At 74.8% G+C, this 17,775-nt stretch carries 24 protein-coding genes; 12 read left to right on the top strand and 12 right to left on the bottom strand.

The genetic code is table 11. The features are described from left to right. Window positions 1-16 precede the first annotated feature (16 nt). Window positions 17-802: an ABC transporter permease gene (locus BD833_RS06800; protein WP_166532347.1), complete on the bottom strand. Its 786-nt coding sequence runs from the start codon at window positions 800-802 to the stop codon at window positions 17-19. After that, a complete protein-coding gene (locus tag BD833_RS06795; RefSeq protein ID WP_243737497.1) occupies window positions 799-1,734 on the bottom strand; it encodes an ATP-binding cassette domain-containing protein in 936 nt (311 codons plus the stop codon). The genes BD833_RS06800 and BD833_RS06795 overlap by 4 nt, the downstream gene beginning before the upstream one ends. Before the next feature lie 105 nt (window positions 1,735-1,839). Between BD833_RS06795 and BD833_RS06790 the strand changes: the two genes are divergently transcribed. Next, entirely contained in the window at window positions 1,840-2,640 is an 801-nt protein-coding gene (locus BD833_RS06790) for a TetR/AcrR family transcriptional regulator (protein WP_243737496.1), read from the top strand. A 13-nt stretch (window positions 2,641-2,653) separates the two neighbouring features. On the opposite strand, the gene BD833_RS06785 is transcribed toward BD833_RS06790, so the two are convergent. After that, entirely contained in the window at window positions 2,654-2,842 is a 189-nt protein-coding gene (locus BD833_RS06785; RefSeq protein WP_166532344.1) for a hypothetical protein, read from the bottom strand. Window positions 2,843-3,091: 249 nt separating this feature from the next. On the opposite strand from BD833_RS06785, the gene BD833_RS06780 reads away from it, so the two are divergent. Beyond that, window positions 3,092-3,346, top strand: coding sequence for a hypothetical protein (locus BD833_RS06780; RefSeq protein WP_166532343.1), 255 nt, complete (start codon window positions 3,092-3,094; stop codon window positions 3,344-3,346). Between the two features lie 3 nt (window positions 3,347-3,349). On the opposite strand, the gene BD833_RS06775 is transcribed toward BD833_RS06780, so the two are convergent. Beyond that, a complete protein-coding gene (locus tag BD833_RS06775) occupies window positions 3,350-4,024 on the bottom strand; it encodes a response regulator (RefSeq protein WP_243737495.1) in 675 nt (224 codons plus the stop codon). Continuing rightward, window positions 4,021-5,313 (bottom strand): sensor histidine kinase, encoded by a 1,293-nt coding sequence (locus BD833_RS06770; protein WP_208092387.1) that lies wholly within the window; start codon window positions 5,311-5,313, stop codon window positions 4,021-4,023. The genes BD833_RS06775 and BD833_RS06770 overlap by 4 nt, the downstream gene beginning before the upstream one ends. A gap of 140 nt (window positions 5,314-5,453) precedes the next feature. On the opposite strand from BD833_RS06770, the gene BD833_RS06765 reads away from it, so the two are divergent. Both BD833_RS06765 and BD833_RS06760 read left to right on the top strand, forming a co-directional pair. Then, window positions 5,454-6,383, top strand: a complete 930-nt coding sequence (locus BD833_RS06765; RefSeq protein ID WP_166532342.1) for an ABC transporter ATP-binding protein — start codon at window positions 5,454-5,456, stop codon at window positions 6,381-6,383. Next, complete coding sequence (locus BD833_RS06760; RefSeq protein ID WP_166532341.1) at window positions 6,380-7,162, top strand: ABC transporter permease; 783 nt, start codon at window positions 6,380-6,382, stop codon at window positions 7,160-7,162. The genes BD833_RS06765 and BD833_RS06760 overlap by 4 nt, the downstream gene beginning before the upstream one ends. A gap of 10 nt (window positions 7,163-7,172) precedes the next feature. On the opposite strand, the gene BD833_RS22900 is transcribed toward BD833_RS06760, so the two are convergent. The 5 genes from BD833_RS22900 to BD833_RS06735 all read right to left on the bottom strand — a co-directional run bounded on the left by BD833_RS22900 (window position 7,173) and on the right by BD833_RS06735 (window position 9,720). Then, window positions 7,173-7,532, bottom strand: a complete 360-nt coding sequence (locus BD833_RS22900) for a VOC family protein (RefSeq protein WP_166532340.1) — start codon at window positions 7,530-7,532, stop codon at window positions 7,173-7,175. Window positions 7,533-7,596: 64 nt separating this feature from the next. Further along, complete coding sequence (locus BD833_RS22895; RefSeq protein WP_166532339.1) at window positions 7,597-8,187, bottom strand: hypothetical protein; 591 nt, start codon at window positions 8,185-8,187, stop codon at window positions 7,597-7,599. A gap of 24 nt (window positions 8,188-8,211) precedes the next feature. Continuing rightward, window positions 8,212-8,892 carry an alpha/beta fold hydrolase gene (locus tag BD833_RS06745; protein WP_166532338.1) on the bottom strand — a complete coding sequence of 227 codons (681 nt, stop codon included), beginning with the start codon at window positions 8,890-8,892 and terminating at the stop codon, window positions 8,212-8,214. Between the two features lie 92 nt (window positions 8,893-8,984). Beyond that, window positions 8,985-9,287, bottom strand: a complete 303-nt coding sequence (locus BD833_RS06740) for a transcriptional regulator (RefSeq protein ID WP_166532337.1) — start codon at window positions 9,285-9,287, stop codon at window positions 8,985-8,987. After that, the gene (locus tag BD833_RS06735) at window positions 9,277-9,720 is read right to left on the bottom strand and encodes a hypothetical protein (protein ID WP_166532336.1); all 444 of its coding nucleotides are present in this window, start codon (window positions 9,718-9,720) and stop codon (window positions 9,277-9,279) included. The genes BD833_RS06740 and BD833_RS06735 overlap by 11 nt, the downstream gene beginning before the upstream one ends. A gap of 79 nt (window positions 9,721-9,799) precedes the next feature. Between BD833_RS06735 and BD833_RS06730 the strand changes: the two genes are divergently transcribed. Next, window positions 9,800-10,375 carry a GNAT family N-acetyltransferase gene (locus BD833_RS06730; RefSeq protein WP_208092386.1) on the top strand — a complete coding sequence of 192 codons (576 nt, stop codon included), beginning with the start codon at window positions 9,800-9,802 and terminating at the stop codon, window positions 10,373-10,375. 447 nt (window positions 10,376-10,822) lie between these two features. Further along, window positions 10,823-11,053, top strand: a complete 231-nt coding sequence (locus BD833_RS06725) for a hypothetical protein (protein ID WP_166532335.1) — start codon at window positions 10,823-10,825, stop codon at window positions 11,051-11,053. 14 nt (window positions 11,054-11,067) lie between these two features. Here BD833_RS06725 and BD833_RS06720 read toward each other — a convergent pair whose 3' ends face one another. Next, on the bottom strand, window positions 11,068-11,475 hold the full coding sequence (locus BD833_RS06720) for a hypothetical protein (RefSeq protein WP_243737494.1): 408 nt from the start codon (window positions 11,473-11,475) through the stop codon (window positions 11,068-11,070). A gap of 74 nt (window positions 11,476-11,549) precedes the next feature. Here BD833_RS06720 and BD833_RS06715 point away from each other — a divergent pair, with 74 nt between their 5' ends. From BD833_RS06715 to BD833_RS06690, 6 genes are all read left to right on the top strand, one after another. Continuing rightward, window positions 11,550-12,734 carry a MalY/PatB family protein gene (locus BD833_RS06715; RefSeq protein WP_166532334.1) on the top strand — a complete coding sequence of 395 codons (1,185 nt, stop codon included), beginning with the start codon at window positions 11,550-11,552 and terminating at the stop codon, window positions 12,732-12,734. Window positions 12,735-12,778: 44 nt separating this feature from the next. Further along, window positions 12,779-13,555 carry a glycerophosphodiester phosphodiesterase family protein gene (locus BD833_RS06710; protein WP_208092385.1) on the top strand — a complete coding sequence of 259 codons (777 nt, stop codon included), beginning with the start codon at window positions 12,779-12,781 and terminating at the stop codon, window positions 13,553-13,555. Next, entirely contained in the window at window positions 13,540-14,442 is a 903-nt protein-coding gene (locus tag BD833_RS06705) for a lysophospholipid acyltransferase family protein (protein WP_243737493.1), read from the top strand. Before BD833_RS06710 ends, BD833_RS06705 begins: the two co-directional genes overlap by 16 nt. 52 nt (window positions 14,443-14,494) lie before the next feature. Continuing rightward, window positions 14,495-15,868, top strand: a complete 1,374-nt coding sequence (locus BD833_RS06700; RefSeq protein WP_166532333.1) for an MFS transporter — start codon at window positions 14,495-14,497, stop codon at window positions 15,866-15,868. Beyond that, complete coding sequence (locus BD833_RS06695) at window positions 15,865-16,602, top strand: thymidine kinase (RefSeq protein WP_243737492.1); 738 nt, start codon at window positions 15,865-15,867, stop codon at window positions 16,600-16,602. The genes BD833_RS06700 and BD833_RS06695 overlap by 4 nt, the downstream gene beginning before the upstream one ends. Window positions 16,603-16,793: 191 nt before the next feature. Beyond that, window positions 16,794-17,138, top strand: coding sequence for an RNA polymerase-binding protein RbpA (locus BD833_RS06690; protein ID WP_166532332.1), 345 nt, complete (start codon window positions 16,794-16,796; stop codon window positions 17,136-17,138). Window positions 17,139-17,247: 109 nt separating this feature from the next. On the opposite strand, the gene BD833_RS06685 is transcribed toward BD833_RS06690, so the two are convergent. Beyond that, window positions 17,248-17,757 (bottom strand): FxsA family protein, encoded by a 510-nt coding sequence (locus BD833_RS06685; RefSeq protein ID WP_166532331.1) that lies wholly within the window; start codon window positions 17,755-17,757, stop codon window positions 17,248-17,250. Window positions 17,758-17,775 lie beyond the last annotated feature (18 nt).

The raw sequence follows: 17,775 nt of genomic DNA, 5'->3' as shown, positions 1-17,775 counted from the left end.
GCCCCCGACCCAGCGCCTACCGGCGGGTGCGCCGCCGGTAGGCCCAGGCGGCGAACCCCGACGAGACCACCAGCAGGCCGACGCACCACAGGACGGCGGCCCAGCCCGCGGAACCGATCGGCGCCCCGGTGAGGAGCCCGCGCACCGTCTCGATGACCGGGGTGATCGGCTGGTGCTCGGCCACGGCCCGCAGGACCGCCGGCATCGTGCCGGTGGGGACGAAGGCGCTGCTCAGGTAGGGCAGGAAGAGCATGAAGAAGGTCAGCGCGCTGGCCGACTGGACACTCGAGGCGAGCGCTCCGAGGCCCGCGGCCAGGGCGGACAGCGCGAGCACGTACAGCAGGAGCAGCCCCAGCGCGGCGGCCCATTCCAGCGGCTCCGCGTCGGGCCGGAAGCCCATGGCGATCGCGGCCGCGACGACGACGCCGGTCGCCAGGGCGTTCCGGGCGACGCTGGCCACCACGTGCCCGGTGACCAGCGCCGCGGCCGCCACCGGCATGGACCGCAGCCGGTCCACCATCCCGCGCCCCATGTCGTCGGCCACGGCCGGCGCGGTGGCGGCCGCCCCGAACCCCACGCAGAGCAGGACGATCCCGGGTACGACGTAGGTGAGATAGGCGCCGCCGGTCTCGATCGCGCCGCCGAAGACGTAGACGAACAGCGCCATCATCAGCAGCGGCAGGGCGATCGCCATGACCAGCGTCTCCACGTCGCGGCGGCTGAGCCGGACGCTGCGACCGACCAGCACGAGGCTCTCGGCGAGCGCGGCGGACCGGTGGCGGGGGAGTGCGGGGGCGGTCACACGGTCTCCTGGGTGCCGGCGCCGGTGAGGGCGAGGAACACGTCGTCGAGCGATGGGCGCGACGCCGTCACGCGGGTCACCGGGATCCCGGCGACGTGCAGCCGGTCCAGCACCCGGCGCAGGTGCTCCGCTCCGCCGTCCGACGGCAGCACCGCGGTCAGGGCGTCCGCACCGCACGCGGCGCCGTCGGCCGCGAGCGCGCGGACGGCCGCGGAAGCTGCGGGACCGTCCGGGAACGCGAGGAGCAGCCGCTCGCCGCCCAGGCGGGACTTGAGCTCCTCCGGCGTGCCCTCGGCGGCCACCCGGCCGCCGTCGATCAGCACCACCCGGTCGGCGAGGCGGTCGGCCTCCTCCAGGTACTGGGTGGTCAGCAGCACGGTGGTGCCGTCGCGGACGAGCTCGCCGACCGCCGTCCACATCGTGCTGCGGCTGACCGGGTCCAGGCCGGTCGTCGGCTCGTCGAGGAAGAGCACCGCGGGCGGGACGACCAGGCTCATGGCCAGGTCCAGCCGCCGCCGCATCCCGCCGGAGTACGTCTCGACGAAGCGGTCGGCGGCGGCTCCGAGGTCGACGCGGTCGAGCAGCTCGGCGGCCCGCCGGCGGGCGCCGACCCTCCCCAGCCGGCGCAACCGGCCGATCATCTCCAGGTTCTCCCGCCCGGTCTGGCGCTCGTCGACCGCGGCGAACTGGCCGGTCAGGCTGATCAGGCCGCGCACGGCCATGGGGGAGCGGACGACGTCGTGGCCCGCGATCCGGGCGCTGCCGCCGTCGGGACGGGTGAGGGTGGACAGGATGCGGACGGTGGTGGTCTTCCCCGCTCCGTTCGGCCCGAGCAGCGCGAGCACCGATCCCGCGGGAACGGCGAAGCTCACCCCGTCGAGCACCCGGCGGGACCCGTAGTTCTTGACCAGTGCGTCGACGTCGACGAGCACGGCTCCTCCTGACGAAGTAGATGCGTATGCGTTATGCATACGCATAAAAGCGTACGGCCTACGCTGTTCCCGCGGCAAGACCGTGTCGCGGGAGAGGAGAGGTCCGTGGACGACCAGCAGCCGGAGCTGCCCGACGACGTGGCGCTGCTCTGGGGGCGCCGGCCGGAGTCGCGGCGGGGTCGGAAGCCCTCGCTGACGCTCGCCGATCTCACCGAGGCGGCCGTGCGCCTCGCCGACGCGGAGGGACTCGCGGCGGTGTCGATGGCGCGCGTGGCCGCCGAGCTCGACGCCTCGCCCATGGCTCTCTACCGGTACGTCGCCAGCAAGGACGAGCTGCTGCTGCTGATGTCCGATGCGGCGCTGGAGGAGCCACCCGCGACGCCGCTGGCGGGGGAGTGGCGGGAGCGGGTCGCCGCCTGGGCGCGCGAGGTGCTGGCGGCCATCCGCCGGCACCCCTGGTACCGGGACATCCCGATCAGCGGCCCCCCGGCCGGGCCGCGCAACCTGGCCTGGCTGGACCGGGGCCTGAGCGCCTTCGCCGGGCTGGACATCGACGAGGAGGACAAGGTCCTCGTCTACCTCGGGGTGCTGCCGCTGATCCACGGGCAGGTGCGGTTGAGCATCGACCTCGCCGCCGGCTTCGCCGAGGACCCGGCCGCCTTCGGCGAGCGGTACGCGACCGCGCTGGAAGTGCTGGTCGACCCCGCCCGCATGCCGCACCTCGCGCGGGCGGTGGCGGCCGGGGTGTTCGCCCCCGGCGGCCAACCGGACACCGAGGCCGACGCCGACGCCGACGCGTACGACGGCTTCCAGGCGGAGTTCGAGTTCGCCCTGGGCTGCTACCTCGACGGGGTCGAGCGGTACCTGGCGCAGCGCCCGGCCACCCGGCCGGAGAGCGGGTGCTGAGCGGCGGCCGGGATCAGTTGCCGGGCTTGACCGCCTTGCCGCGCTCCCGCTCGGCCTCGTCGGCCTCGTAGGCCCCTGGGATCGCCTTCGCCGCGCCGTCATCGCCCGGCGTGACCGGGCGGTCGGTCAGGTGGTCCGGACCGGGGGAGGGCGTGCCGCCCGGCTCCCGGTGCTCGTCGGTGTCGGGGCGGTTCTCGGTCACGTCGTCCTCCACGGTCTCGGGGGTGGTCCGACCGGACGCCTACCCGACCGGCGGTCGGAGAACCCCGCTGCGGGACCGTCCGGCATCCGAGCGGCCCGGTCGCCGGGACGGAGAGCCCGTCGGCTAGTCCAGCACACCGTCGGGTGAAGCGCCCCGGCCGCTGCAGGCCGGCCGCCGCCGCCCGTGCCACGCTGCACCCGGCCGGACGGGGGACGCGGAGCCGGTGCGAGCAGGACGCGGGAGGCCGTCGTGAGCAGGTACCGGTACAAGCCCAGCAAGCCCGTCGCGCTCCTCGGTGCGGTCGTCGGGGCCGCGGTGCTCGTGTTCGGCGTGGTCGGCATGCTCTCCGGCGACGCCGCCGACGACGGGCTGGGCATCGCCTTCCTCGTCCTGTGGTGCGCCGCCGGCGTCTGCGTCATCGGCTTCAACCTGTGGGCGGCGTTCGCCGAGAAGGGGTCCCTGGCCACGTTCAGCCGCGTCGAGGAGGACGACCCGGCGCGCTGAGCCTCAGAGCAGGCCGGCGTCGTGCACCACGAGGGCGACCTGCACCCGGTTGGCCGCCTCCAGCTTGGTGAGCAACCGGGAGACGTGCGCCTTCACCGTGGCCACGCTCATGTACAGCTCGGCGGCGATGTCGGCGTTGGAGAGACCGCGGCCGACCGCGAGCGCGACCTCGCGCTCCCGCTCGGAGAGCCGCGCCAGCAGCGGGCGCGCCCGCTGCTCCGGGTCGTCCTGCGGCGCCGCCGCCTCGGCGACGTGCGCGATGAGCTGGCGCGTGACGGTGGGGGAGAGCATCGGCTCGCCGTCGGCGACGCGGCGGACGGCGTCCACGATCGCCGCCGGGGGCGTGTCCTTCAGCAGGAACCCGCTGGCGCCGGCGCGCAGCGCGCGCAGCACGTGGTCGTCGGCGTCGAAGGTGGTCAGCACGATGACCTGCGGCCCGTCGCCGCGGGCCAGGAGCCGCTCGGTGGCGGTCAGCCCGTCGGTGCGCGGCATGCGGATGTCCATGAGGACGATGTCGGGCGCGGCCCCGGCCACGGCGGCCGGCACCTCGTCGCCGTCGGCCGCCTCGCCGACCAGCGCGAGGCCGGGCGCGCCACCGAGCACCATCGCCAGCGCCGACCGCACCAGGGGGTCGTCGTCCACCACCAGCACCCGGACGTCGGGCCCGTCCTCGGTCACGCGACCGCCACGGGAGCCGGCCAGGGCAGCACGGCCCGGAGGCGGAACTCGCCCTCGGGCGTCCAGCCGTGCTCGAGCGTCCCGCCGGCCAGGCTGACCCGCTCCAGCAGGCCCACCAGGCCGGTGCCGCTGCCCGGCAGGTGCCCCGGCGCCTCGTCGCCCACGGGCGGCGGGTTGCGCACCTCGACGGTGAGACCGGTACCGGCACCGCCGGCGACCAGGACGTCGGCCACGGTGCCCGGTGCGTGCTTGCGCACGTTGGTCAGCGCCTCCTGCACCACGCGGTAGGCCGCGCGCCCCGCCGACGGGGGCACGGTGGCCAGCTCGGGGACGCGGTAGCCCACCCGGATGCGCAGGCCGGCCTGACGGCACTCCTCGACGAGCGCCGGCAGGTCACCGAGCGCCGGCTGAGGAGGCTCCACGGCACCGGGTGCTCCGGACTCCCGGAGCACCCCGATCACCTCGCGCAGGTCCTCCAGGGCCTGCCGGGCGCTCGCGCGGACCACGCCGGCGGCGGCGGCCACGTCGGCCGGCGGCGCATCGGGCCGGAACTCCAGCGCCCCGGCGTGCATGCTCAGCAGCGAGAGCCGGTGGGCCAGCACGTCGTGCATCTCCCGGGCGATCCGGGTGCGCTCCAGCTGCCGCGCCTGGTCCACGCGCAGCCGTTGCTCGGCCTCCGTGCGGACGGCGCGGTCGCGCAGCGACACCACGAGCTGGCGGCGCGCCCGCACGAACATGCCCCAGGCGACGACCGCGGCCATCACCAAGACGCACAGGGCGGCGAACACCGGGACCGGCAGGTCCGGGTCGGGTCGCAGCCAGACGTACACCGCGAGCGCGCACAGGTTCGCCGTGGCCACGGCGAGCACCGGTCGCCCGATCCGGTGCACCGCCACGGTGAACAGCCCGACGAGCACCGCGATCCCCGACATGTCCGAGACGGTTCCCACCAGCGCCAGCAGGAGCGCGGTGCCCACCGGCCACCGCCGGCGTCCCCACAGCAGCAGGCAACCCAGGCACCCGAGCACCAGGTCGGCGAACAGCAGCCCGTCGGGTGGGGGGTCGGGCCGGCTCGAGGCCTCGGCGAGGAACACCAGCCCGACGACCAGTGCGAGCAGGAACAGGCTGACGTCGACCACCCAGTCGCGCACCGAGCGACGGACGCCGCGGCGCGACGGGCGGGGGCCGGCTGCGGGGGAGAGGGCGTCGGCGAGCAGCAGCGCCGGCACCAGGGACGGGTGGTCGACGCCCGACGGCGCGGTCGGTGCCTGCCCGGTGGCCGTGCTCACGGCCTGAGGCTACGGGTGGAACGGCCGGTAGCGGCACCGACGAAGGTCGATGCCACCCCCCGTGGGGGCCGACCGAAGTCGGCCGGTCGCCGACCGGTGGCCGATGCACCCGGGGCCCGGTGCCCGCCAGGGTCGCGGGCATGATCGAGATCGAGCACCTGACCCGGAGGTACGGCACCCAGCTGGCCGTCTCCGACGTGACCTTCAGCTGCCCGGCGGGAACCGTGACCGGCTTCCTGGGGCCGAACGGCGCCGGCAAGAGCACCACGCTCCGGACGCTGTGCGGCCTGGCCGCACCCACCAGCGGCTCCGCCACGATCGGTGGGCGCCAGTACCGCGAGCTGCCCAATCCCGGCCGCCACGTGGGCGTCCTGCTCGACGCCGGCGCCCAGCACGCGGGCCGGACCGGCGGTGAGGTGCTGACGCTGACGGCGAAGGTCCTCGGGGTGCCGCGGACCAGGGTCGGGGAGATGCTCCAGTTGGTCGGCCTGGACGGCGGTGCGGCCGGCAAGCGGGTGGGGAAGTACTCGCTGGGCATGCGCCAGCGCCTGGGCCTGGCCACCGCCCTGCTCGGCGACCCCGAGGTGCTGGTGCTCGACGAGCCGGCCAACGGGCTGGACCCCGAGGGCATCTACTGGATGCGCGGTCTGCTGCGCGGCTTCGCCGACCGCGGCGGCACGGTGCTGCTCTCCTCGCACCTGCTGCGCGAGGTGGAGGCCGTGGCCGACCGGCTGGCGGTCATCGCGGGCGGTCGCCTGGTCGCCTCCGGCTCCAAGGAGGAGCTGCTCGCGGCGGCCGGCACGGTCGTGCGGGCCCGCGAGCGCGTCGCGCTCGAGCAGGCGCTGGCCGCGGCCGGCATCCGGTACGACGCGGCGGAGGACGGCGCGCTGCTCGCCGGTGACGAGCCGGAGCCGGTGGGCATCGCGGCCGCCCGGGCCGGTGTGCCGCTCCTCGAGCTGCGGCCGGCGTCCGGCGCCGGGCTGGAGGAGCTCTTCCGGTCGCTCACCCACGCCGGCGGCCCCGCCGACGCAGCCCCGACCACCCCGACCGCTCAGGAGGCCCGCGCATGACCACCACCACCGAGCCCGCCCGGAGCTCCGCGCTGGACGCCCCCGCGCCGTCGCTGGCCACCCTGGTGGGCGTGGAGCTGCGGAAGTCCCGCGACACCCGCGCCGGCTTCTGGCTGCTGCTGACGATCGGGGCGCTCGCCCTCGCCGTCCCCGCGCTGGTGCTGTTCTTCGGCGAGCCGCCGGAGAAGACCTTCGCCGAGTACGTCGGTGCCGCCCAGCTGGCGGTCGCGCTGCTGCTGCCGGTGCTCGGCATCCTGCTGGTCACCAGCGAGTGGTCGCAGCGCACCGCGCTCACCACGTTCGCCCTCGTGCCGCAGCGCTCCCGCGTGCTGGTCGCGAAGCTGGTCGCGGCGGCGCTGCTCGCCGTCCTGGGCGTGGTCGCGACGCTGGTCGCCGGAGCGCTCACCGCGGCGCTGACCCCGGTCCTGACCGACGACCCGACCTCGTGGTCGATCGACGCCGAGCAGGTCCTGCAGACCCTGCTGGTGCAGGTGCTCAACGTGCTCATCGGCGTGGCGTTCGGCCTCCTGCTCCTGAGCTCGCCGCTGGCCATCGTCACCTACTTCGCGCTGCCCACGGCCTTCACCGTGCTGGTGACCACGGTCGGCGCCCTGGACTGGGTCCGCGACTGGCTGGACCTGACCACCACCACGGGGCCCATGTACGAGGGCCGGCTGGACGGGCAGGGGTGGGTGCAGGTGGCGACGTCGGCCGCCCTCTGGCTGCTGCTGCCGCTGGTGGCCGGCTGGATCCGGGTTCACCGCACGGAGATCACCTGACCGGCCGGTCTCACAGCTGCTGGGTGAGGTTGAGCGCGTTGCCGTCGGGGTCGGTGACGTGCGCGACCCGCTGGCCCCACGGCATGTCCGCCGAGCCGGACGGAGCGGTGCCGCCGAGCTCGGCGACGCGGGGGAGGAGGGCGTCGACGTCGGGCACCTCGATGCCGAGCAGCACCCGCCCGGGCTCCCCGGTGCTCACCGAGTCGTCGGCGGTGAGGCCGAGGGCGGTGTCGCCGACGCGGAGGCCGAGGTAGAAGGCCGGGCCCTCGGCCGGGAACCGCTCGGTCTCCGCGTCGTCCAGGAGGCCGGTGTAGAACGCCCGGAGGCGCTCGGGGTCGGGGGTGACGAGGATCGGCTGGACGGTGCTCACGGAACTCCTCCGGCAGGACGTGGGTGTCCGGGACAGGACCGACCCGGCCGGCAGAACTGAGCGGTCAGTCCTGCCGGGAGAACAGCCACCGGGCGAAGGCGGCGTCCTCGTACAGCTCGGTCCGCCACAGCACCGACAGGCCGAAGGTGCCCGGCGGGACGACCAGCAGCGGGCTGCCCGGGTCGAGGACGTCGTCGTCCAGGTCGTCGGACGCGGGGGTCGGCCCGGGCTGCTCGGGGAGCAGCAGGGCGCCGTCCTCACCCGTTCCGTCGAGCGCCGCGCTGATGAAGGCCAGCCGTCCGCTGGCGACCGGGACGGCGTCGCCGGGCTGGTCGCCGGTCGACGGGAAGCGCAGGGCCGCCTCGATCGTCCCGCGGTAGTCGCCGGCGGCCACCTGGACCACCGCGACGCTGCCGTCGTCCCCGCGGAAGACCTCCAGCCAGCCCTCGTCGCCGATCTCGGGGTCGGTGAGGACGACGGCGGCGCTGCCCGGGCCGACCGGGATGCTGGTGAGCTCGTAGTCCAGCCGGGGGACCAGCGCCTCGTAGGCCTCGTCGGAGAGCCCGCGCCAGTGGGGGAGGAGCTCCTCGTCCAGGGCGAGGAAGGGCTCGCCGTTGGTCCAGAAGCGGCCGACGTGCGTCCAGGCGGGGGGCATGCCGCCATCCTCCCCGCAGGGCGCTCACCCGGTGCCGGTGGTCAGCAGATCCGCCAGCTCCTCGGGCCGGCTCAGCGCGACGCAGTGGCTCGCCGCGATCTCGGCCGGGACCACCCCGAGGCGCTCGACCGCCACGCGGCGCAGGAGGTCGGCGGGGAAGAACCGGTCCTGGGTGCAGAGCACGAACCGGGTGGGCACGGCCGGCCACGCAGGCAGCGGCCAGGGCTGGGTGTAGGCGGCGGGGGAGGGATGGGCCCGGTCCCTGCTCAGCGCCTCCTCGGCGAGCGGGCGGGGGACGTCGTGGCAGAAGGCGACGTAGGGGTCGTCGTTGCCGGTGAGCCCGCCGTCGAGCGCGGCCTGGCGGCGGACCGCCTCGCGGTATCCGGTGGCGGCCCACCACTGCTCCGGTGACTCGCCGGGTGCCGGCACCATCGCGGCCACCAGAACCAGCGCGCGCACCGGCCGGCGGGCGGCGACCAAGGGTGCGGTGAACCCGCCGAACGACTGGCCCACGACGACGAGGTCCGGGGCGTCGCCGACGGCCGCGACGACCGCGTCGGCGTAGTCGTCGAGGGTCAGCGAGTCGTCGTCGGCCGGCAGGTCCGGCGCCACCACGTCGTGCCCCCGGGCCCGCAGCCGGGGCTCGACCAGGTGCCAGTACCAGCCGCCGTCGCCGGCACCGTGGATCAGGGCGAACGTGCTCATCCGGGGTCTCCCGTCCCTCCGCCGCGTCTGCGGTCTCCTCGGGGACGGGACTCGTCACGGGCGTCGGACTCATCGGTGCGCCGGCCGCGGGCTCAGCCGATCTCGGCCGCGACGATCTCCTGGAGGGCCCGCACGTGGCCGCGGTAGGCCCGGCGCCCCTCGGCGGTCAGGGAGAGCCACAGCCGGCTCCGGGCGTCGCGGACCGAACGCTCCTGCGTGACGTACCCGCTGTCCACCAGCTGCGAGAGGTGCTTGCTGAGTGCCGACTTCGACAGCGCCAGCTCATCCTGCAGGACGGCGAACTCCACCTTCTGCGCGGCGCTGAGCATCGCGCAGATGCGCAGCCGCTGCGGAGCGTGGATCACCTCGTCGAACGCCGGCGCCTCAGCCGTCATGACCGAACTCCCGGCCGTAGCGGTACCCGGTGACCAGCACGACGCCTGCGGTGAACACCGCCGTGACGATCCAGATCCACCACGCGTCAGTGGTCTCGTCCACGAGCCAGCCCACCGCCAGGGCGCCGAGCAGGAGGGCGAGGAAACCCGCCATGTCCGAGAACTTGGCCGAGGCCCAGGAGACGCCGTCCCGGTTGAGCCAGTAGCGGTGACCGAGCAGCCCCATGACCACCGCGAGGCCGAGCACCAGGGCGCTCCCGGCCGCGTCGGGGAGCAGCTGGGCGAGGCTGATCCCCGCGACGGCCGAGGCCTGCACGACGTAGAACCAGCGGGGGATGGGCGGGTACCGGACCGCGTCCTCGTCCCGGGCGAGCTGGGCCAGCACGTCCTGGGCTTCCCGGCGGGACGGCGGCGGGGTGGCTGCGGTTTCCATAAAGGAAACAGTAGGGCAGAGTTTCCTGTATGGCAACAACTCGGACGGGTCGGTCGCGGACTGCCGGGGGACCCGGGACATGCTGGACGCCGTGGAGATCCGCGAGCGCACCGAGGCGGATCTGCCCGGCTGCGTCGCGGCGCTCCGCGCGGTGCACGCGGCCGACGGCTATCCGACCTGGTGGCCGGCGGATCCGGCCGGGTGGCTGGACCCGGCCGGCACCGCGGCGGCGTGGGTGGCCGTCGACGAGGCCGGGGCGCCCCGAGGGCACGTGTGCGTCGTCCGCGGCGTGGACGACCCGGTGGCGGCCGCCGCGGCCGGCGTGCCGACCGGGGACCTGGTGGCGATCTCGCGGCTGTTCGTCGACCCGGCCGTCCGGGGACGGGGTCTGGGTCTGGGAACGGCACTGCTGGCCGCAGCGCAGGCGTGGGCCGGAGGTCACGGCCGGCAGCTCGTGCTCGACGTCGTCGACGACGGAGGTCCGGCGGTCGATCTCTACGAGCGGCTGCGCTGGCGGCTGGTCGACCGGCGGCAGGCCGACTGGATCACGCCGGAGGGGATCCGTCATCCGGTGCGGATCTACCTCGCACCGACCGGCGCCGCGTCGGGGACAGCAGACCGGAGGGACCGCTCCCGCTTCGACGAGTTGACATAACGTCGATTATCGGCGCGGGATCCACCTGGGCGGGAAGGGGTTGTCGATCTTGTGCGACCAGCACGCGCCGGGCTGCCGCGTCACCGCACCTCGCCGCACGTCGCGCCGTCCGGACACTCGCTGCACGCTCGCACCCGGGGCCAGACGTCGCCACCCCCGTCGCCGGCCGGCCCCGGCGAGCCTGAGCGCCCGACGCCGGCCGCGACAGCACTGCGGCCGTCCTCGCCCTCGCCCCGATGTGCGACTCCCCTGTTGTCGATCTTGATGCCGTTCATGATCATCCTCGACGACCGCAGCCCGGATCGGCGCCCGAGGCCTCCGGTGGACCGTCCTGGGTCGCCCTCCCCCCATCCACCCAGTCCATCCGTATTGCGTCACTGTGACGTAAGAACTGGAGTGTCCGCGGTTCGACGGGCGCCCGAGGGCGTGCGTTCGTAGGGTCGGAGCATGAGGATTCGACGACCGTTCGCCGCACTGATGACTTCGCTGGCAGTGCTCGGCGGAGCAGCCTCGCTGACCGCCTGTGGCGACCCGGCCGGTCTGGACCGCAACGACGGTTCGACCGACGAGGTGGTCGAGACGGCCGGCCCGGAGGAAGCGGACCGGGAGAACATGCCGGACAACAGCAACCCGGAGATCGACCAGAACACCGACGAGGACACCACGGACCCGGACTGATTCGGGCGGCGGGCTCAGCTGGAGCGTTCGTTGACCCACAGCCGGTCGAGCCGGCCGGTCGACCGGACCAGGTCGGTGAGCGAGCGCTCCAGCTCCGCCTTGGTCGGCCGCTCCTGCAGGAGGGTCTGCACGTCCTCCAGGGCGCAGCGGAGTTGGAACAGCCGGTCCTGCAGCCCGTCGAGCTCCGCGCGGGACACCAGGACGACGTCGCCGGGCAGGCCGGCCTTGGCCGTGGCCGCCCGCTGCTCGTAGGCGCGCTGCCGGCACGCCTGCCCGCAGTACAGCCGCGGCCGGCCGACCGAGCCCTGCTGCGGCAGGATGCGGCGGCACCAGCCGCACCGCCGTTCCTCGCCGCTCCCCCGGCTGGGGAGGGGCGCGACGGAAGCCGAGGTCAAGGTGCCGGACGCGTGCTGCTGTGCCACGTCTGCGCACGGTAGACGTCCCTGCTGACAGCTCCCGGTGACACGCCAGGACGGCGCACGGAAGGGCTCTGCGAATGACCGATCGACCGCTCGAGGACCTCTCCCCGGTCTTCGACAGCCTCAGCGAGGAAGGGCTGCGCGCCGCGGGCAGCCTCAAGTGGACCCGCTACGGCGGGGCGATCGGCGCCTTCGTGGCCGAGATGGACTTCGGCACCGCGCCTGCGGTCACCCGGGCGCTGACCGCGGCCGTCGAGGACAGCCGGTTCGGCTACCTCACCCCCGAGGCGGCCGCGGACATGGCGCGGGCCTGCGCGCTCTGGCAGGCCGACCGCTACGGCTGGGCGGTGCCCCCGGAGTGGGTGACGCCGCTCCCCGACGTGCTGGCCGGGCTGCAGGCGGCCATCGAGCACTTCACCCCGCCGGGCAGCCCGGTGGTGCTGCCGACGCCGGCCTACATGCCGTTCCTCCTCGTGCCCGGGGTGCTCGGCCGCGAGGTGATCGAGGTGCCGATGCTCCGGCGGGGCGGGCAGCTCGGCTACGACCTCGACGGCATCGCGCGCGCCCTGGACGCCGGGGGCGGGCTGGTCGTGCACTGCAACCCGCACAACCCGACCGGCCGGGTGTTCACGGCGGAGGAGCAGCTGGCGCTGGCCGAGGTCGTCGATCGCGCGGGCGCCCGGGTCTTCTCCGACGAGATCCACGCGCCGCTGGTGCTCCCCGGCGCCGTCCACCGGCCCTACGCGTCCCTCGGGCCGGTGCCCGCGGGGCACGCGGTCACCGCGACCTCGGCGTCCAAGGCGTGGAACCTGCCCGGGTTGAAGACCGCCCAGCTGGTGCTGTCCCGCGAGGAGGACGCCGAGCACTGGGCGCGCGTCGGCTTCCTGGCCGGCCACGGCGCGTCGACGCCCGGTGTCCTGGCCGCCACGGCGGCCTACACCGAGGGCGGCCCGTGGCTGGACGCGGTGCTGCGGTACCTGGACGGTAACCGGCAGCTGCTGGCCGAGCTGCTCGCCGCCCGCCTTCCCGGCGTCGGGTTCGACCCGCCGGCCGGCACCTACCTGGCCTGGCTGGACTGCCGGCAGCTGGACCTCCCCGGGCCCGCGGGCGGGTTCTTCCTGGAGCAGGCGGGGGTCGCGCTGGTCGACGGCGCGGAGTGCGGGCGGGCCGGCGAGGGGCACGTGCGGCTCAACTTCGCGACGCCGCGACCGGTCCTGGCGACGATGGTCGACCGCATGGCGGCGGCCCTGGGGCGCTCCTGACAGGGGCCCGCACGGGTCGCGCGGGCTGCCACTAGCGTGAACGCGTGCCTGCCGCGCGGTTCGCCTTCCTCGACGGGCCGACGCCGTTGGCCATGGCGCACCGTGGCGGGGCCATCGAGCACCTGGAGAACACCATGCCGGCCTTCCAGGCCTGCGTGGACCTCGGCTACCGCTACCTGGAGACCGACGTCCAGGTCACCGCCGACGGCGTGCCGGTCGCCTTCCACGACCCCACGCTCGAGCGGATCACCGACCGCACCGGCCGGCTGGACGGGCTGACGTGGGCGGAGGTGGCGGAGGCGCGCATCGGCGGGCGGGAGCCGGTGGTGCGGCTGGAGGACCTGCTGGGCGCCTGGCCCGACGTCCGCTTCAACCTCGACATCAAGGCCGCCGGTGTGCTGGCCCCGCTGGTGCGGCTGGTCCGGCGGATGGAGGTGCTCGACCGCATCTGCCTCGGGTCCTTCTCCGATGCCCGCGTCGCCGCCGCCCGCCGGCTGTTCGGCCCGACGCTGTGCACCTCGCTGGGGCCCCGCGGGGTCGCCGCGCTCCGGCTGTCGTCCTACTCCCCCCGCGCCGCGGGGCTGGTGCGCATCTCGGCCGGCTGCGCTCAGGTGCCGCTGCAGCTCGGCGGCCGGGCCCTGGTCGACGAGCGGTTCCTCGCCGCCGCCCACGATCGCGGGCTGCAGGTGCACGTCTGGACGGTGGACGACCCGGCGGAGGCCGAGGCCATGCTCGACCTCGGGGTCGACGGGATCATGACCGACCGCCCCGCCATGCTGCGGGAGGTCCTGGAGAAGCGCGGTCAGTGGGCGCCGCGGTGAGCCTCGGCGAGCGGCTGCGCCGCTGGCATCCCCGCACCCCGTCCCTGCCGCAGGACCTGGCCGACCTCGTCCGCGCCGATGACCCCGAGTGGTTCGCGCGCGAGCTGGCGATCGCGGTGGCGCCGCCGTGGTGGTTCTGGCGCCTCCTGCTGCGCCGCTTCTCCTGGCTGGTGGCCGTCTTCGGCCGGGTGGAGGTGACCGGCGGCATCCCCGAGGAGCTGCGCGGCGGCCCGCTCCTGCTGGCGGCCAACCACATCGGCGACTTCGACCCGTTCGTCGTCGCCGTCGCGCTGGCCCGGCTCGGCGTGGCGCCGCGGATCATGACCACCGGCGGCATCCTGGCCGCCCCGGTGGCCGGGCCGCTGCTCGAGCGGACCGGGGCGATCCGCGTGGAGCGCGGCACCGAGCTGGCCCGGCACGCGGTCCGGGTGACCGAGGTGGCCCTGGTCCACGGCGGCCACGTCGTCGCCTATCCCGAGGGCCGGGTGGGGCTGGCGCCGGACCTCTGGCCGGAGCGCGGGCGCACCGGGATGGCCCGGCTGGCCCTCGGGCTGCGGGTGCCGGTGATCCCGGTCAGCCAGTGGGGCGCCCACGAGGTGCTCCAGTACGGCAACGACTGGGGGAAGCTCCGCACCGCCGCCCGGGCCGTGCTGCGCCGCCCGGCGCTGCGGGTGCACGTCGGCCCGCCGGTGGCGCTCGACGACCTGCGGATGGGCCGCGTCGGCGACGCCAACCGGGCGCGCTACCGGATCGCGGCGGCGATCACCCGGGGGCTCGGGCCGCTGCGGACCCGGGAGATGGACCGCCCGGCGTTCATCGACCCCACCCGCCCGGTCACCGCCGTCGCCGCGTACCCCGGTGGTGTGGTTCCGGAGGACATCCCGTGAACGGCCGGGCCCGGTGCTGGACCGGCCGCACCCTGCCTGGCACCCTGCCGCGGTGACTTCTGCCCCGGCCGGCGCCGGCCCGTCGGCGGCCCCCGCGGATCGCGCCCTGAAGCGGGAGCGGTTCGGCTGGTACTCCTACGACTGGGCCATGTCGGTCTTCAACACCTCGGTGACGACCGTCTTCCTCGCGCCCTACCTCACGTCCATCGCCGAGGCGGCCGCCGACGCCGGAGGCGACGTCCATCCCTTCGGCCTGTCGGTGCCCTCGGGCAGCGTGTTCGGCTACGTGCTCTCGCTGTCGGTGATCCTGCAGGTGCTGGTCCTGCCGCTCACCGGCGCCGTCGCCGACCGCAGCGGGCACAAGCGGCAGCTGCTGGCCGGCTTCGCCACCCTGGGCTCGCTCTGCACCATGGCGATGTTCTTCGTCGCCGACGACCGCTACCTGCTCGGTGCCGGGTTGTTCATCGTCGCGAACCTCTGCTTCGGCGCGGCCACCGTCGTCTACTACTCCTGGCTGCCGGACCTGGCGGGTCCGGACGAGCGGGACGCCGTCTCCAGCCGTGGCTGGGCGGTCGGCTACCTCGGCGGGGCGCTGCTCCTGGCCGCGAGCCTCGTGCTGTTCACGCAGCACGAGAGCCTGGGCCTGACCGAGGGTGAGGCGGTGCGGATCTGCCTGGCCTCAGCGGGCATCTGGTGGGCCGGGTTCACCGTCGTCAGCGTCTCGCTGCTGCGCAACCGCCGTCCCCGACACGTGGTGCCGGCCGGGACGCGGGCCGGGGCGGTCACCGGGAGCTTCCGGCAGCTGGGCGCAACCCTGCGGGACATGCGCCGCTACCGGCTGACGCTGTGGTTCCTGGCCGCCTACCTGCTCTACAACGACGGGGTCCAGACGATCATCGGGGTCTCCGCGCAGTACGGCGCCGAGCAGCTCGAGCTCTCCCAGACCACGCTGGTGTCGGCGATCCTGCTGGTGCAGGTGGTGGCGTTCTTCGGGGCGCTGTCGCTGGGCCGGGCCGCCGCCGCCATCGGCGCCAAGCGGACCGTGCTGGGGGCCCTGGTGGCGTGGACCGGGGTCCTGGTCGCCGCCTACTTCCTCGAAGCGGGCGACGTCCTGGGGTTCTACCTGCTCGCTTCGGTCATCGGCTTCGTGCAGGGCGGCACGCAGGCGCTGTCCCGCTCGATGTTCAGCCAGCTCATCCCGCGGGGGAAGGAGGCCGAGTACTTCGGCTTCTACGAGATCAGCGACCGGGGCACCAGCTGGCTCGGGCCGTTCCTCTTCGCGCTCACCTACCAGCTGACTGGCTCCTACCGGTACGCCATCTTCAGCCTGATCTTCTTCTTCGTCGTGGGCGGCTTCCTCCTCGCCAAGCTGGACCTGCGCAAGGCCATCGTCGAGGCCGGGAACACCCCGCCGGTGCGCCTGTGAGCGAGGAGATCGCCCCTCCCCCGCTGCTCGGGCCGTCGGCGGTGCCCGCCTCCGGCGACCGGCGCCGCCACCCGGCGCCGGCGCACCTGCGCTTCTTCCACGGCCCGATGGACTGCGGGAAGTCGACGCTGGCGCTGCAGGTCGACCACAACCACAGCCGGCAGGGCCGGCAGGGCCTGCTGGTCACCCAGGGCGACCGGTCCGCCGCCCCGCAGATCAGCTCCCGCGTGGGGCTGCGCCGGGCCGCGGTCGAGATCGACGGCGGCTCCGACCTGCGGCTGCTGGTGCGGGACCGCTGGGCCGACGGCCACCGGGTCGACTACCTGATCGTCGACGAGGCGCAGTTCCTCTCCCCCGGTCAGGTCGACCAGCTCGCCGAGCTGGTCGACGAGTCGCACGTCGACGTCTACGCGTTCGGCCTGACCACCGACTTCCGCACCCGGCTCTTCCCCGGCACCCAGCGGCTGCTGGAGGTCGCCGACGACGTCCAGCGCATCCAGGTCGAGGTGCTCTGCTGGTGCGGGCTGCCCGGGCTGCTCAACGCCCGGGTGGTCGACGGCGTCATGGTGCGCTCCGGCGCCACCGTCGTGGTCGCCGACACCGCCCCGCCCGAGCTGCCCGGCGAGGCCGGCTCCTCCCCCGCCGTCCGCTACCAGGTGCTCTGCCGGCGGCACTACGTGCGGGGCGAGCTGGGTCCCACCGCCGCCGGTCCGGGGCAGCTGGCCCTCTCCTGAGGGCCTCCGCTCACCCGTGCGGGGGGCGCCGAGCGGCCGGATCCCACCCCATGCGATGATGAGCAGCCGATTCGGCGGAATCTTCCCGCCTTTTCCGTCGTTCATCTCTCTGACTCCCCGGTTGCCTGGGTACTGCCCTGGCTACTGGACGTCGAGTCCCTACCGACACAAGTACGAGAGGACGGTGTGCCATGGGCGAGCGTTCCCTGCGCGGCAGCCGACTGGGCAGCGTCAGCTACGAGACCGAACGGAACACTGCGCCCATCGAGCGGCAGTACGCCGAGTACCGGTGCCCCTTGGGCCACCTGTTCACGGTGCCCTTCGCCGATGACGCGGAGCTCCCCGACACCTGGGAGTGCAAGTTCGACGGCGCCGCCGCCAAGCTCGTCGGTGGGACGGAGCCGGCCCCCAAGAAGGTCAAGCCCCCGCGCACCCACTGGGACATGCTGCTCGAGCGGCGCAGCGTCGAGGACCTCGAGGAGGTCCTCGCGGAGCGCCTCGAGGTGCTCCGCGGCCGGCGTACCCGCGCCAGCTGAGCACCGGCCCGCCTCCCCCGGAGGCGGGCCGCCGCAGGACCTCGGGACGGCCCCGGTGGAGATCCTCCACCGGGGCCGTCCCACGTCCGGCCGCGGGCGGAGCGGCCGGTCAGGCCGGCGGCCGCCGATCGGGGCCCGGGAGGACCTCCCCCTCGATCACCAGCGGGTCACCGTCGGTCTGCGGCCGCCCGGCCATCCCCGGCACCCGGGTGCTCCCCACCCGGACCGGGCCGCGGACGTGCTCGGGCAGCCGCGCGAGGACCAGCCGGGTCAGGACCCGGCGCAGCAGCCCGCGCGTGCCGGGGATCAGGCAGAGCAGGCCGACCACGTCACCGATGAACCCGGGCAGCACCATGAGCAGGCCACCGACGGCGACCAGGCCGGCGTCGCCGAGCTCCTTGGCCGCGCCCTGGCGGGTGCGGGCCCGCGTCCGCAGGTCCAGCAGCGCCCGCCTCCCCTGCCGGGCGAGCAGCGCCCAGCCCAGGGCGGTGGTGAGCAGGGTGGCGAGGATCGTCCAGCCCAGCCCGATCCAGGCGGCCACGAGGACGAACACGACCAGCTCCGCCAGGGCGGTGAGGCCCACCACCACGCGCAGCCGCCGGCGCACCACGTCAGCCACGACGGTCCCTCCTCCCGA

This window comes from Blastococcus xanthinilyticus, from assembly GCF_008124835.1.
In the GTDB taxonomy this organism is placed as follows: domain Bacteria; phylum Actinomycetota; class Actinomycetes; order Mycobacteriales; family Geodermatophilaceae; genus Blastococcus; species Blastococcus xanthinilyticus.
This window is presented reverse-complemented; position numbering and strand designations above follow the sequence as displayed.

What these genes read in the sequence shown, in the direction of transcription:
- BD833_RS06765 (WP_166532342.1), top strand. Translation starts at nt 5,454, where the DNA reads ATGATCGAGATCGAGCACCTGACCCGGAGGTACGGCACCCAGCTGGCC.
- BD833_RS06760 (WP_166532341.1), top strand. Translation starts at nt 6,380, where the DNA reads ATGACCACCACCACCGAGCCCGCCCGGAGCTCCGCGCTGGACGCCCCC.
- BD833_RS22895 (WP_166532339.1), bottom strand. Translation starts at nt 8,187, where the DNA reads ATGCCCCCCGCCTGGACGCACGTCGGCCGCTTCTGGACCAACGGCGAG.
- BD833_RS06745 (WP_166532338.1), bottom strand. Translation starts at nt 8,892, where the DNA reads ATGAGCACGTTCGCCCTGATCCACGGTGCCGGCGACGGCGGCTGGTAC.
- BD833_RS06740 (WP_166532337.1), bottom strand. Translation starts at nt 9,287, where the DNA reads ATGACGGCTGAGGCGCCGGCGTTCGACGAGGTGATCCACGCTCCGCAG.
- BD833_RS06735 (WP_166532336.1), bottom strand. Translation starts at nt 9,720, where the DNA reads ATGGAAACCGCAGCCACCCCGCCGCCGTCCCGCCGGGAAGCCCAGGAC.
- BD833_RS06730 (WP_208092386.1), top strand. Translation starts at nt 9,800, where the DNA reads ATGCTGGACGCCGTGGAGATCCGCGAGCGCACCGAGGCGGATCTGCCC.
- BD833_RS06725 (WP_166532335.1), top strand. Translation starts at nt 10,823, where the DNA reads ATGAGGATTCGACGACCGTTCGCCGCACTGATGACTTCGCTGGCAGTG.
- BD833_RS06715 (WP_166532334.1), top strand. Translation starts at nt 11,550, where the DNA reads ATGACCGATCGACCGCTCGAGGACCTCTCCCCGGTCTTCGACAGCCTC.
- BD833_RS06690 (WP_166532332.1), top strand. Translation starts at nt 16,794, where the DNA reads ATGGGCGAGCGTTCCCTGCGCGGCAGCCGACTGGGCAGCGTCAGCTAC.